Source organism: Lactobacillus sp. ESL0260 (assembly GCF_003692935.1).
Taxonomy (GTDB): Bacteria; Bacillota; Bacilli; order Lactobacillales; family Lactobacillaceae; genus Lactobacillus; species Lactobacillus melliventris.
In genome coordinates this window covers 98709-112622 of the sequence record NZ_REHO01000007.1, presented here as the reverse complement: position 1 = coordinate 112622, position 13914 = coordinate 98709, and the positions used below count along the sequence as shown (strand labels likewise).

At 36.8% G+C, this 13914-nt stretch carries 15 protein-coding genes; 5 read left to right on the top strand and 10 right to left on the bottom strand.

Annotated elements, in window-relative coordinates; all coding sequences use genetic code 11:
- Window positions 1–5 precede the first annotated feature (5 nt).
- The 5 genes from F5ESL0260_RS03220 to F5ESL0260_RS03200 form a co-directional block, all read right to left on the bottom strand.
- Window positions 6–728 (bottom strand): adaptor protein MecA, encoded by a 723-nt coding sequence (locus F5ESL0260_RS03220; RefSeq protein ID WP_122025827.1) that lies wholly within the window; start codon window positions 726–728, stop codon window positions 6–8.
- 106 nt (window positions 729–834) lie between these two features.
- Window positions 835–1233, bottom strand: a complete 399-nt coding sequence (gene spxA / locus F5ESL0260_RS03215) for a transcriptional regulator SpxA (RefSeq protein ID WP_046324575.1) — start codon at window positions 1231–1233, stop codon at window positions 835–837.
- Window positions 1234–1428: 195 nt separating this feature from the next.
- Window positions 1429–3162: a phosphoenolpyruvate--protein phosphotransferase gene (gene ptsP / locus F5ESL0260_RS03210; RefSeq protein ID WP_122025826.1), complete on the bottom strand. Its 1734-nt coding sequence runs from the start codon at window positions 3160–3162 to the stop codon at window positions 1429–1431.
- The gene (locus F5ESL0260_RS03205) at window positions 3162–3428 is read right to left on the bottom strand and encodes a phosphocarrier protein HPr (protein ID WP_110445835.1); all 267 of its coding nucleotides are present in this window, start codon (window positions 3426–3428) and stop codon (window positions 3162–3164) included. The genes ptsP and F5ESL0260_RS03205 overlap by 1 nt, the downstream gene beginning before the upstream one ends.
- Window positions 3429–3541: 113 nt before the next feature.
- Window positions 3542–3724, bottom strand: a complete 183-nt coding sequence (locus tag F5ESL0260_RS03200) for a hypothetical protein (RefSeq protein WP_046324572.1) — start codon at window positions 3722–3724, stop codon at window positions 3542–3544.
- Between the two features lie 169 nt (window positions 3725–3893).
- Here F5ESL0260_RS03200 and F5ESL0260_RS03195 point away from each other — a divergent pair, with 169 nt between their 5' ends.
- Together F5ESL0260_RS03195 and F5ESL0260_RS03190 are read left to right on the top strand one after the other, a co-directional pair.
- Complete coding sequence (locus tag F5ESL0260_RS03195) at window positions 3894–6098, top strand: ATP-dependent Clp protease ATP-binding subunit (protein WP_122025825.1); 2205 nt, start codon at window positions 3894–3896, stop codon at window positions 6096–6098.
- Window positions 6099–6223: 125 nt separating this feature from the next.
- Window positions 6224–6505: a DUF1827 family protein gene (locus F5ESL0260_RS03190; protein ID WP_110445832.1), complete on the top strand. Its 282-nt coding sequence runs from the start codon at window positions 6224–6226 to the stop codon at window positions 6503–6505.
- A 35-nt stretch (window positions 6506–6540) separates the two neighbouring features.
- Here F5ESL0260_RS03190 and F5ESL0260_RS03185 read toward each other — a convergent pair whose 3' ends face one another.
- Window positions 6541–8112 (bottom strand): peptide chain release factor 3, encoded by a 1572-nt coding sequence (locus tag F5ESL0260_RS03185; protein ID WP_122025824.1) that lies wholly within the window; start codon window positions 8110–8112, stop codon window positions 6541–6543.
- Window positions 8112–8984: a hemolysin family protein gene (locus F5ESL0260_RS03180; RefSeq protein ID WP_046324568.1), complete on the bottom strand. Its 873-nt coding sequence runs from the start codon at window positions 8982–8984 to the stop codon at window positions 8112–8114. Before F5ESL0260_RS03180 ends, F5ESL0260_RS03185 begins: the two co-directional genes overlap by 1 nt.
- A 99-nt stretch (window positions 8985–9083) precedes the next feature.
- Between F5ESL0260_RS03180 and F5ESL0260_RS03175 the strand changes: the two genes are divergently transcribed.
- Window positions 9084–9545, top strand: a complete 462-nt coding sequence (locus F5ESL0260_RS03175) for a hypothetical protein (protein ID WP_046324567.1) — start codon at window positions 9084–9086, stop codon at window positions 9543–9545.
- A gap of 4 nt (window positions 9546–9549) precedes the next feature.
- Here F5ESL0260_RS03175 and F5ESL0260_RS03170 read toward each other — a convergent pair whose 3' ends face one another.
- Together F5ESL0260_RS03170 and recX are read right to left on the bottom strand one after the other, a co-directional pair.
- The gene (locus tag F5ESL0260_RS03170) at window positions 9550–10029 is read right to left on the bottom strand and encodes a hypothetical protein (protein ID WP_110445830.1); all 480 of its coding nucleotides are present in this window, start codon (window positions 10027–10029) and stop codon (window positions 9550–9552) included.
- 8 nt (window positions 10030–10037) lie between these two features.
- The gene (gene recX, locus F5ESL0260_RS03165; RefSeq protein ID WP_046325186.1) at window positions 10038–10853 is read right to left on the bottom strand and encodes a recombination regulator RecX; all 816 of its coding nucleotides are present in this window, start codon (window positions 10851–10853) and stop codon (window positions 10038–10040) included.
- A 123-nt stretch (window positions 10854–10976) separates the two neighbouring features.
- Here recX and rlmD point away from each other — a divergent pair, with 123 nt between their 5' ends.
- Complete coding sequence (rlmD, locus tag F5ESL0260_RS03160; RefSeq protein WP_122025823.1) at window positions 10977–12353, top strand: 23S rRNA (uracil(1939)-C(5))-methyltransferase RlmD; 1377 nt, start codon at window positions 10977–10979, stop codon at window positions 12351–12353.
- A 238-nt stretch (window positions 12354–12591) separates the two neighbouring features.
- On the opposite strand, the gene F5ESL0260_RS03155 is transcribed toward rlmD, so the two are convergent.
- On the bottom strand, window positions 12592–13548 hold the full coding sequence (locus tag F5ESL0260_RS03155) for an alpha/beta hydrolase (protein ID WP_122025822.1): 957 nt from the start codon (window positions 13546–13548) through the stop codon (window positions 12592–12594).
- Between the two features lie 73 nt (window positions 13549–13621).
- Here F5ESL0260_RS03155 and F5ESL0260_RS03150 point away from each other — a divergent pair, with 73 nt between their 5' ends.
- On the top strand, window positions 13622–13906 hold the full coding sequence (locus tag F5ESL0260_RS03150) for a hypothetical protein (protein ID WP_122025821.1): 285 nt from the start codon (window positions 13622–13624) through the stop codon (window positions 13904–13906).
- The last annotated feature ends 8 nt before the right edge of the window (window positions 13907–13914 follow it).

Sequence of the window (13914 nt, the reverse complement as noted above, 5' to 3'; positions counted from 1 at the left end):
GCATTTCAATTAATATCACTAAAATAATCTTGCAGCTTCTCTAAAGCTTCATGCGCTATCAAACATTTGCCATTAATGCGCACACGAGCCATTTCACTAGCTTTAACTTTAATACCATATTCATTTGCAATGGCCCATGCATCTGCCGGCTTTATTTCCAAGTAATCTTGATCAGTAAAGATTAACTCTAAGTAAAATTTACCGCGTTCAAAATAAAGACTGGAAGCCAAATCGTCTGCTTGAAGACTATCAGCCAGTTCAACTACCTGATTGAGGTCATTAAAACTATATGCCTGCTTTTTTTGCAGTTTCCAAAACTCTTTCTTCACCTTGGGGTGACCAGAAATTGCAGAACCAGTTGATTCGTCTTTATCACTTTCATCTTCCTCAGGCTCTAAGTCGAGAAAAGACTTGCGAACATCATTCGTCTTTTTATTATTGTCAGTAAAATTATTATCAAATAACTGGGCCAGGTTATTCTGATCTTTGGCCGTAACTTTAGTGATGAGTAAATCAAGCCCACCATTATTAGGCATTACTTGAAAAGTAACAGGTGCATCTTGACTAAAAGAATGATCTGTATCAATTTCATCTAAAATTGAATAAAAGAAATGCTGGATTTTATTTTTATCACCCAGTAAATCCAAAACTTTAAGACCACGATTTGCTAATTCTTGTTTACCTATTCTCACGCGAATCGTATTTTTGTTTATATGATCTACTTGCATGAGTTCTCACCTCCATCAGATGCTTTGTTCTATTGTAGCGTACTTTACTCATAAAATAAAAGCGTTAGTTTAAAAAACCAACGCTTTTATTTTAAACTTACCTGATTTATAAGTCAGCTATCTTTTGCATTTCTTCAAGTTCGAGACGGCGTACTTTTCTAGGTAAAAAGCGCCTAATCTCATCTTCATTATATCCAACCTGTAAACGACGGTCATCCATAATAATAGGACGTCTTAACAAACTTGGATTCTTTTCTACCAGATCAAGCAATTGATCAATTGACATGTCATCCAGATTAACTTTAAGTTGCTGAAATGCTCTTGAACGAGTTGAAATAATTTCTTCGGTACCATTTTCAGTCATGCGCAAAATTTGCAACAATTCATCTTTTGTTAACGGTTCAGAAAAAATATTTCTTTCCTTAAAAGGAATGTCGTGCTTCTTTAACCAGGCCTTCGCTTTACGACAAGATGTACAGCTTGGAGAGATATATAAATTTACCATATATTTCACGCTCCCTTAATTAGTATCTATATAATTATATCATACTACTTCCTTTTTGTAAGTAGTTTTTTCAACTAATTTTATTATTATAGTATCTTTTAAACGTGAATATTCTGTGAACTTTTTATCAAGAAAAAATAAAGAAATAAAAAAGAATACATAATTTTTTGCTAATGTATCCTTTTTTTATTATTATTAGTTATTTACTTTCTTCATTAAGTCACTAACCAATTTCTCATTTTCTTCAGCAGTTTCTGAAACATAACAAGCTTTATTGGCTAATTCCTTAATATCTGCAGTATTGAGCTTCTTCATTAAGCTTCTAATACGCAAAATTGAAGTTGCACTCATTGAGTACTCGTCTAAGCCCATTGAAAGCAAAATTGGAAACATGGTACTGTCTCCGGCAGCTTCGCCGCACATGCCACACCAAATGTTGTTTTCATGTGCTGCATCAATCGTGTGCTTAATTAAACGCAAAACAGATGGGTTTGCCGGTTGATAAAGGTAAGAAACATTATCATTGCCCCTATCAGCGGCCATTGTATATTGAATTAAGTCATTAGTACCAATTGAGAAGAAATCAACTTCTTTAGCAAATTGATCAGCTAAAACTGCAGCAGCTGGAACTTCAATCATCATTCCCACTTCTAAGTTTGTACCAATCTTAACGCCCTTTTTAACTAATTGCTCTTTTTCTTCACCCAAAATTGCTTTAGCCTTGCGCAACTCATTCAGAGTACCAATCATTGGGAACATAATGCCTAACTTGCCATAAGCTGATGCACGCAATAAAGCACGAAGCTGTGTCCGGAAAATCTGTTCATTTTGCAGTGAGAGTCTAATGGCACGCACACCCAAGAATGGGTTCATTTCTTCTGGTAAATCCCAATAATCAAGGTGCTTGTCACCACCAATATCCATGGTTCTGATAATTACCTGCTTACCATGCATACCTTCAATGACTTCTTTATAGGCTTCAAATTGCTCATCCTCAGTTGGGAAGTCCTTTGAATCCATATATAAGAATTCGGTTCTGTAAAGACCAACAGCTTCAGCACCATTATCGTTTACACCCTTCATGTCATTTGGTGTACCAATATTAGCAGCAATTGTAAACTTTTTACCGTCTGCAGTAACTGAAGGCTCGTTCTTTAATTTTTCCCACTCAGCTTTTTGTTGCAAAAAGTCAGAACTCTTCTGTTTATATTCAGCAACTTGACTGTCAGTAGGCTTAACAACTACATCACCGCTTAGACCGTCAACAGCAATCGTGTCGCCGTTTTCAACATCCTTGGTAATTGAATCAGTACCTACAACTGCTGGCAATTCAAGTGAACGTGCCATAATAGCAGAATGCGCAGTTCTTCCACCGATATCAGTAACAAAACCCTTAACAAATTTTTTGTTAAGTTGGGCAGTGTCACTAGGAGTTAAGTCATGAGCAACCACAATCACTTCGTGATCAATTGAAGCTGGGTTTGGTAATTCCTTGCCCAACAAGTGAGCCATAATTCTCTTAGAAACATCACGCACATCAGCAGCACGCTGCTGCATATAAGTGTTATCAGTCATTCCTTCAAAAATACTGATAAACTTTTGGGCAGTTTCGTCAAGTGCAGCTTCACTGTTAACTTTTTGCTCCTTGATTTCGTTTTCAATGGCACCAGTAAATTCAGGATCGTTCAAGATCATAAGGTGAGCTTCAAAGACTTGAGCTTCGTCTTCACCTAAACTCTTCTTTGCACTATCACGAATTTTTTCAACTTCAGCAGTCGATACTGAAATTGCCTTCTTATAGCGTGCTAATTCACTTTCAACGTCGTTAACAGTGGATTTTGAAAATGAAAGATCAGGTTCAACCAAGAGATAAGCTGGTGCTACAGCAATACCATCACTAGCAGCAATTCCTTTTAATGTCTTGGTCATTATTCAGCTAAGCCCTCTTTTTTCATAGTCTCTGAAATAGCGTTAATTGCATCTTTTTCGTCGTCACCATTAGCACTGATAGTAACATCAGCATTTTTGCCAACACCAAGTGACATAACGCCCATAATTGACTTTAAATTAACTGACTTGCCATTGTACTCCAAATTGATATCTGAACCAAATTTAGAAGCAGCTTGTACTAGCAATGTAGCTGGACGAGCATGAATACCTGTTTCTGCAACAACATGAAAATCGCGTTTTTCCATTATATATATCTCCTTTGAATTCAAAAAATCAAACCGGTAATAAATACCTATTCGCCTACTTAGACTATCATTTTTTTGTGAATTAGACAACATAAATGTAACAGTTTACATCATTAAACTTCAGATTTTGATTTTGAATAAATTATTTTACCACCTCGCAATGCTTTCCCTGTAATATTTTGCCTTTTTTCAAAAGACCTCAATGCTGCTTGAAATTCAAAAGCATTTTTTGGCTCAACTTCATAGTGATCGAGTTCGCCATTCGCTAATTGCACCAGAATTTTTTGAAAATCCAAAATTATCACCACTTTTTAGTCAATCTTGTTTATGCAATCATCTGATATTGCACCCATATTTTATCATATAAGCGTTACTTACAAATAATAAGATTCAGGTTTTAGCACTTGATTATTGCGAGTGCTAATTATATAATTTAGTAAACTGATATGAAAGGCGGTAATACAATTGCTTTGTCAAAACTGTCAAAAACGACCAGCTTCCATTCATCTTTTTGCAAAGGTTAACGGACAAAGTCGTGAAATTAATTTGTGTGGACAATGTTATCAACAACTTAAACAACAAGGAAATATTAATATGAACAATGATAATAACGACTTCTTTGGTGATTTCAGCGACCTGTTTAATTACAACGGCAATGCGGGAAATCCAGGTGACCCCAGGATGGGCAATGGGAATCCAGGAAACGTCAATAACGGCAACAATGGTGCCGGGGGCGGACGCTCACTGCTTGATCAGTATGGAACCGATCTAACCGCTCTAGCAAGAAAAGGGAAAATTGACCCAGTTATTGGCCGCGATAAAGAAATTGCTCGTGTCATTGAAATTCTAAATCGCAGAACAAAGAACAACCCTGTTCTAATTGGTGAAGCCGGTGTTGGTAAAACAGCTGTAGTCGAAGGCTTGGCCCAGCAGATTGTCGATGGCTCGGTACCTGCCAAGCTGCAAGATAAAAGAATAATATCACTAAATGTAGTTTCTTTAGTTCAAGGTACAGGTATTCGTGGTCAATTTGAACAACGAATGCAGCAATTACTTAAAGAAGTACAAGGCCATGATGATATCATCCTCTTTATCGATGAAATTCACGAAATCGTTGGTGCAGGCAATGCCGAAGGTGGAATGGATGCAGGCAACATTATTAAACCCGCTCTTGCTCGTGGTGACCTGCAACTCGTTGGTGCTACCACATTAAAAGAATACCGGGAAATTGAAAAAGACTCTGCTCTGGCAAGAAGATTCCAGCCCGTTGATGTTAAAGAACCTTCTGTTGCAGAAACAATCCGTATTTTAAAGGGTATTCAAAAGCGCTACGAAGATTATCACCATGTTCATTATACTGATGATGCTATCAAGGCAGCAGCAGAATTATCTGAGCGCTACATTCAAGACCGCTTTTTACCTGATAAAGCCATTGACTTGTTAGATGAAGCAGGTTCAAGAATGAACCTGACAATTCCTTATGTCGACAAGGAAAAAATGAAGGAACGAATTGATGCGGCTCAGAAATTAAAACAAGAATCCCTCAAAAATGAAGATTATGAAAAAGCTGCATACTACCGTGACCAAATCGAAAAATATAACAAGATGAAGGATCAAAAGGTTGATCCGGACAAATCTCCTATTATTACCAGCAAGATCATGAACAAGATTGTTGAAGAAAAAACCGGCATCCCTGTTGGTGATTTACAAAAGCAAGAAGAAAACCAGTTACAAAACTTGGCACCAAATCTTAAAGCGCATGTTATCGGTCAAGACAAAGCCGTTGACAAGTTGGCACGGGCAATTCGCCGGAATCGGATCGGTTTTAACAAATCTGGTAGACCAATCGGCTCCTTCCTCTTTGTAGGACCTACTGGTGTAGGTAAAACCGAATTAGCTAAACAACTGGCTCGGCAAATGTTTGGTTCAGAAAATGCCTTAATTCGCTTCGATATGTCAGAATATATGGAATCATATTCTGTTTCCAAGTTAATTGGTTCAGCACCTGGTTACGTCGGTTATGAAGAAGCCGGACAACTAACAGAACGAGTAAGACGTCATCCATACAGTTTGATTTTACTTGACGAAATTGAAAAAGCTGATCCAGCTGTTATGAATCTTTTCTTACAGATTTTAGATGATGGCCGCTTAACTGATTCTCAAGGTAGAACTGTATCATTCAAGGATACGATTATCATCATGACCTCTAATGCTGGTCAAGGCATTAAGAACACCAGTGTTGGTTTCACTGCTGAAAATTCTGCAGATCAACCAGATTCCGCCAGAAGTTCAATGAGTCAATTCTTTAAGCCAGAGTTTTTAAACCGGTTGGATGATGTGATTGAATTCAACGAACTGACTAAGGATGACTTAATAAAAATTGTTAATTTAATGCTTGACGATGTAAACAGCATGGTTAAAAACCAAGGAATGCAAATTAACGTTACCGAGGATGCTAAAAAGAAATTAGTTGATGAAGGATATAGTCCAGATATGGGCGCAAGACCATTGCGTAGAACCATTCAGGAAGAAATTGAAGATAAAGTTGCTGACTATAAACTTGATCATCCTGCAGTAAAGAATTTGCTGGCAAGTGTTTCTGAAGATAAGATTGTTATCAGTGAAGATGAGAACACTATTAATTCTGCAACTGACACAACTAATATTTAAAGACGTCATTTTTAAGCATGATTATTGCAAAATATAATAATCATGCTTTTTATTAAAGAAAAAAGTTTAGTTTAGTTGTATACTTAAATTAAAAAAAGAACTACTAGAAGAAACGGGTGAAATCCATGCATTTAATAGATGTAACCAATAGTTATAAGGACCTAGTTCACAGTCAACTAAATACGACCAACGTAAATTATGTCAAAGTTTACTCTCTAGGCAATACCTCCGTTATCTACACCGAAAGTGATAAAGCAATCGGAATTGTCTTGGAAAATCACAATCGTCGTGTTCGTAAAGATGAAACGGACTTTGTTATTAAGCGACTTGTTAAAGAAAAAAATCCTTCATATATGTTGACATTTGATAAAAGTCAGCATGTAATTGAAATCCATATTGACAAATAAAAAAACTGGCTTAAAGCCAGTTTTTTGTTTACAGTTTACAGTTTTTCAGTCAGTTTAACATCTGGATATTTATCCTTGAAAAAACGCTCTGCAAATTGATTTTCAAACAAGAATAGCGGTTGGCCGTAACGGTCTTTTACTAGTAAATTTCGACTGTTAGCCATAGCCGGATCTAGCTGCTCAGGGTCAATCCAGCGTGCTACTCTGTGACCAATATTAGTCATTTCAACATCAGAATTATATTCATTTTTCATTCTGAATTTAAAGACCTCAAATTGCAGTTGCCCAACAGCACCCAAGATATACTCATCAGTCTGATAATTCTGGTATAACTGAATTGCACCTTCTTGAACTAATTGAACCATACCTTTATGAAATGATTTCTGTTTCATTACGTTCTTAGCAGTAACTCGCACAAAGAGTTCAGGAGTAAATTCTGGCAGTGGCGGATAAACCACTTTATGTTTGCCAGCATAAATACTGTCACCTATTTGGAAATTGCCAGTATCATACAAACCAACAATATCTCCTGCTACCGCATCTGAAACCTGCATTCTCTCACTAGACATAAATTCAGTAGCATTATTGAGACGAATTGGTTTACCAGTGCGAGCCAAAGTTACATCCAGTCCCTTTTTAAACTCGCCGCTGCCAATACGCACAAAGGCAATCCGATCACGGTGGTGTGGATTCATATTAGCTTGAATTTTAAACACAAAACCGGAAAATTCCTCATTATCAGGAGCTAAGTCTTCAGTGTCGTTAACTTTATGACCAGCTGGTGCAGGAGCCATTTTAACAAAACTCTGCAAAAAAGTTTCAACCCCAAAATTAGTTAAAGCGGAGCCAAAGAATACTGGTGTCTGATCGCCTTGAGCAATTTTTTGTAAGTCAAATTGATTTCCAGCTTCTTTAATTAAGTCAATTTCTCCTAATGTATCTTGAAATTGGGGATTCTGACTAAATGGTTCACTAGCCGGCAATTTACCGTCTTTATCTAGAGGCAAAAAGCGATCAGGACCATCCTTGCGATACATTTCAACCTGATTATGAGCAATATCATATAATCCCTGTAAAGTTTGACCTGAACCAATTGGCCAATTCATAGACACACCTTCGATGCCAAGTAAGTCTTCCAGTTCAGCAATCAAATCAAGTGGCGGTCTACCATCACGGTCCAATTTATTCATAAAGGTAAAGATAGGAATGCCTCTTTGCTTCACGACCTTAAATAATTTTTTGGTTTGCGGTTCAATACCTTTAGCTGAGTCAATCACCATGACTGCTGAGTCAACCGCCATTAAAGTCCGATAGGTATCTTCCGAAAAATCTTCGTGTCCCGGGGTATCAAGAATGTTTATTCTTTTTCCCTGATATTCAAATTGCATGACGGAGCTGGTAACCGAGATACCACGTTGCTTTTCAATTTCCATCCAGTCACTAGTAGCATAATGACCACTTTTGCGGGCTTTAACTGTCCCCGCGCTGCGAATTACACCACCAAAAAGAAGCATTTGCTCCGTAATCGTAGTTTTCCCGGCATCAGGGTGCGATATGATAGCAAATGTTCTTCTCTTATTTACTTTATTCAACAGTTCGTTACTCATTAAGTATTTTGTTCTTCCTTCTTCTTAGGTTTTTCTTCTGGCACAGTCAACAAAACCGTCATTAATCTGGAACGCATCATTCTTCTAGTAGTCAATACCATGCCATTATCCAATTTGACAGATAACTTTTCACCTTTTGCCGGTATTATGCCTAACTTTGTAATCATATAGCCGGCAATAGTGTCAACATCTTCCATTTCCAGATCGGTGCCGAATTGCTCGTTAAATTCATCAAGAGGCATTTTACCATATATCACATATTTGTTAGGGGCAATTTGGTGAACCAAAACTTCCGTCTGATCCACTTCATCATCAATATTACCCACTATTTCCTCAATTATATCCTCAATGGTTGCAAGCCCGACAACTCCACCATATTCATCCGTTAAAATAGCCAATTGCTGCTGAGTTTGTTGCATCTCTACTAAAAGTTCTCTGAGCTCCGTTGTTTCCGGTGCAAAAAGTGGCGGATTCATGACATCATCATAAGTAATATTATCAAAGCCTTTTTCCCATGCCTTACGCAAGACAGTTCGAATATGAATAATACCTACTATTTTGTCTTTATCACGTCGATAAACCGGTATTCTGGAATATGGTTCACGCAGTATTTCTTTAAGATGGTCCTGCAAACTTTCCTGGCAATCTACCATAAAAGCATCAATTCGCGGCACCATTACTTCACGTACCATCCGTCCCTGAAAATCCAAAACTGCATTTAACATTGTAAATTCATTGTCACTAAGCTTTTTCTGCTGATGTAAATCTTCAATTTCTGTAATTAAGTGCTCTCTTGTTTCTTCATCATTTGTAGGGGAAAATTTATTTTTGAAACGCTCAAATAAATTCCCCTTGTCGGGGTCGCTAGCCATTTTTGTGCTCTCTTTCTTAAAATAACATATTAAATACCAACATTATATCATGTACGCACACAATATGTTAGAATAGCACGTAAGAAATGAGGTTACCCCATGAAAAAAAGTCATGTCATACTTGTTTTTACATTCTTACTGTTAATTCCTTATCTGTGTAGTCTGACCATTATTGGTATTGGCTATGATGCTCTTGTCTTGCATTCAGCTGATCTTTTCCGGACCACCATTGGCGCTATAGTTGGTGCTTTAATTATGTCTGCCATCAAAGCTACAATTCAAAGACCAGTAGATTTATTAGCGGTTGAAATAGACGATGGTTTATTAAAGCAGTTATTACGCTTTTTCAGTATTAGAAGACGCTATTTTTTACAAATTGCTAATGTCATCTTAGACTTTATTCTTTGTTTTGCTGCCACTTTTGTGGTGCGTGAATTTCTAACCCTTGATCAAATTGTGGGTAAATCTGTTGGAATTGTGATGCTGATTATGCTTTTATCAACTTGTCTTGGTGCATATGTTGAATACGACAACTTATCAATTGACCCTAAACAACATTAATTATTTAATGACTGTCCTCAAGATATAATTCTTGGGTCAGTTTTTTTGTGGCAAAATTTAAAGTTTGCACAACGTAAGGAGTTAAACTATCACCAGGATTTTGGTAAATTTTAATCCCTTCGGCAGCAACTGCAGCTAAAAACTGCGATATAACCATATTTAATGGCTGACTAAAAAAGGAAATATTTTGATTGTCTTTTTCTGTAATTGCCACTTGGGCTTCAGGCAAAACAAATTTCATTAAGCCTTTTGGAACTTCAACCTCGTTGGGTGCAATTACGCCATACCAATACATAAAATTTTCAGGTCCAAAAACAACCATATTGCTACGAGTATTAGTTAAATCATTCTTAGCGATAAAATCCTGAAAAACCTGATTCTGCTCCATTTCCATATTTGATTGATTAAAGGTTTTCTGTTCGTCCATCAATTGATCGGGAAAAGGACGACCAACAAAAGTTACTTTTTTCTGTAGTTTTTTCATAATTTCTCCTAATATTCAGCTAATTCAGCTAAAGGAATAATTTCACCCGCTAGAAAAGCATCAATTTCATTACTGGCAAATCCGTGTGTAAATAAGTAATTGCGTATTTTTTGCTGTCTCTCATTTTCTGGCAAACGGCGAAACCGCTTATAGGCTTTGATCCCTTGCTTTTTTAATGCTGCGATTTGATCTTCATCATTTTGCGGTATATCAATTTGAGCAATTATTGTACTAGCAAGCGCGCTGGAAAAGCCATGACTCAATAATTTACTGGTCATTTTCCGTTCTAGTTCGCGCCGTGCCAATTTGCCCACTTTACTTTTCATTGACTTAAGCACTCTCTTACCTGCATCCAGCCAGTCAGCATCAGCTATTTCCATTAGCGCATTAGCAATTATTTCAGGATCAATTCCTTTTTGTCTCAACTTATTGCTGACACTAACTGGTCCATCAGTACCAATCCGCAAGTTTTGTGCGATCACTAATTGCGTGTACTTAGCATCATCTAAAAACCCCATTTCTGTCAGTTGACTGACAGCAGCCTGTGCAGAGTCATTATCAATGCCATGTTTATTAAGATATTGTAAAACTTCATAAACAGTTCTAGGTTCATAACTTAAATAATTAGATGCAATATTGGTAGCCTTGGCGTCTTGATCAAATTGCTTAATTTCAGCAATTTGTTCTTCAGTCAGTTCTTGCCCCTTTAAAAGCATAAATTCAGCCACAGTTTGCTCAGTAGCGGAGAAAGAATACTTACCATCTAAAAAAATATTAAATCGTCCGGGTCTTTTTTGACTGCTTACTTTAGTAATAATTGGCATCACAATTTCACCTTTCTAGTGCTTAACTCCATGCTAGCAAATTTTGTTTAATCTTGCTAAATACTTTTTTCAGGGAGTACAATAAATTGTTAACATTTACTATTTTATTGTAGAAAGAAAACTATGTACAAGAAATTTAATCAAAATAAACCAAAAGATAAGGATATTATTATTACAATCAAAAGACTGGGCATTAATGGTGAAGGAATCGGCTATTACCGCAAAAAAATCATTTTTATTCCGGGTGCCTTGCCCGCAGAAGTGGTCGTTGCCAAGATCATCAAAGAATATCCCCGTTACATTGATGCGGAACTGGTCCGCATTAAAGAAAAAAGTCCAAACAGAGTATCATTTCCGGCTAAAGTCAATCCGGCAATAGGTGGGCTGGAACTTGCTCATTTAGCTTATCCCAAGCAGCTTGAATTTAAACGAGACAACGTCCTTGAAGCTTTGAAAAAATTTCATCCCCGGGGATACAGTAAGTATAAAGTTAAAAAAACCATTCCGGCTCCAGAAGAATGGCATTATCGTAATAAAGCGCAATACCAAATTGAACAATCTCATGGTCAAATCAGTTTGGGTCTTTTTGCCCCTAACTCGCATGAATTGTTTGATTTACCAGTTATGCCAACGCAAAGCCAGGCCACCCAGGATACTGAACGCAAAATCAAAAGCTTAGTAGAAAAAATGCACGTTAAAATTGCCGACCCCTACCGCCATTTTGATGGTCTAAAAACAATTGTGGTGCGTCAAGCATATGCTACTCATGAAATACAGGTAACTTTAATTACTGTTGGTCGCAACATTAAAAATTTAGGTCAACTTGCAGAACAAGTTTTGCACCTGCCTGACGTAGTTAGTGTCTATCAAAATGAAACTGACTGGCGCAACCCCCAGGTATGGGGTAACAAAACAGTTAAATTGGCAGGAAAAAATCAGATAACTGATGAAATTTTGGGCAAAAAGTTTGCCTTGTCACCGCGAGCATTTTTCCAATTAAACCCGGTTCAAACTATTACGTTATACTCAAAAGCATTAAAATTTTTAGATTTGACACCAACTGAAACTTTAATAGATGCATATAGCGGCGTGGGTACACTCGGAATCTTAGCTGCTGATCAGGTTAAACAGGTTATTGGCATTGAAACTATCCCCGAAGCAGTCGATGATGCTAATCATAACGTAGAATTGAATCATATTAAAAATGCTAATTACATTCAGGGAAGCGTAGAAAAAATTTTACCGGAATTAGTTCAAAATGGTATGCCAATTGATGCTTTGATTGTTGACCCACCACGCACGGGACTGGCAAAAAGCTTGATCAAAACCATCCTAAGCGTGAAGCCTAAAACTTTTGTATACATTTCTTGCAACCCCTCCACTCTGGCACAAGACTTAGTTCTTTTGAGCGAAGCATATAATGTCAGACTAATTGAAAATGTAGATATGTTACCGCAAACGCCAAGATGTGAATGCGTTGTCAAATTAACTTTACGGTAAAAAATAGTTGTCACTTGCTGTGACAACTATTTTTTGTGGGTCAGGTGTAGATTAAAAACTTTTCAGTTTAAATGAAAAATTTCACAGATATAAACATACAAAAATCGAATTTTTTCGCGATAAACTTGTTTTTAAAGATTCAATAACAAACATATTATGGAGATAGAAATTTTGTCAACCTTAACCACAATTTTATAATATCAGACTTATGTAAGCGCTAGCAAATATAATGCACGGCCTACCTGACATATTTAGCTAAAAATGCTGCAACCCGTCTTTTATATTCTTGGCGATGTTTTGAAAAAGACTGGGCATGTTTAGCTTTAGGAGCAACCCATATTTCCTTTGGCCCTCTGGTAGCCTTATAATTAGGGTAGACCATCTTGGTCGGGACAAAATTGTCTTGACTGCCATGAATGAAGAGCATTGGCCTGTGATTTTTATGTAATTGCTGCACGCTGGACGCATTACCCATAAAATAGCCAACTTTGATCTTATTAATGCCGCTCAGAATTTCAACTAAAGGAAAGCGCGGAAAAGCGGGCATATTGTACAGAACCCCTGCTTCGTGTTCGATTTCGTCTTTAACACTGGTGTAACCGCAATCTTCAACAAACGCTTTAACTTGCTGAGGCAATTTCAGTCCGCTAGTCATCATGGCAGTAGCTGCACCCATACTCAAGCCATAAACCACAATTTGCTGCTGATTACCTTTTGTCTGTAATAAGTATGAAATCCACTTTTTCACATCGTTTTTTTCCGGCCAGCCATAGCCAATATAATGTCCTTCACTATGACCTTGTGCTCTTGGATCTGGAGTTAGAGTATTGTAGCCTAATTCGTGAAACAAGGCATCATATTCTCCCATGTCTTCTTTAGTATCCATGTATCCTGGTAAGACTATGGCAGTTTTGTGTGAATTTTTATAAGGAATGAAGTTTGCTTCTAATTTAAACTTTTCATCAGCTGATTCAATGTGCCATTTTTGTTTAGCTGCAGCTTTAAACCACTTTTTTTCATGGTAAAGGGGATCAGTCTTTTTGAGAACCTTACTTGAAGAGCTTAAAAAACTCTTTTTGCCAGGAACACAAGCCACTCTAAAGAAATAGTAACCTGCCCCGGTAAATATTAAAAATACTAATAAAATAATAATAATTGATGAAAGCCACAACTTTTTATGCTTTAATTTTTTCAATTAGTTAAGCCATCCTCACTAAAAATAATATCTTATAGTATAACATTTTTAATTTGTATAGGAAAAATAAAAAATGAGATTAACAGATTTTTTGCAATTAACTAATGACTTAAACAATCAAACCAGCTTCTATTTAACTATTGCTCAAAGAAATGTTCCGTTGGCAAAAGTAAAGATTACTAGTACGGCTTGCCTATTTTTTCCCGGCAAAAAGCCCTTAACAAAAAGCAAATTCAGCAGCTTAGTAAAAAATATTCATGGTCGCAGTATTCCAATATATATTAGTTATCAAAAAGAAAAAATTGCCGTTTACGGTATTCAAATTTTACCTGACCAAAATGCAGTCAGATTAACCTAAAAAATGCT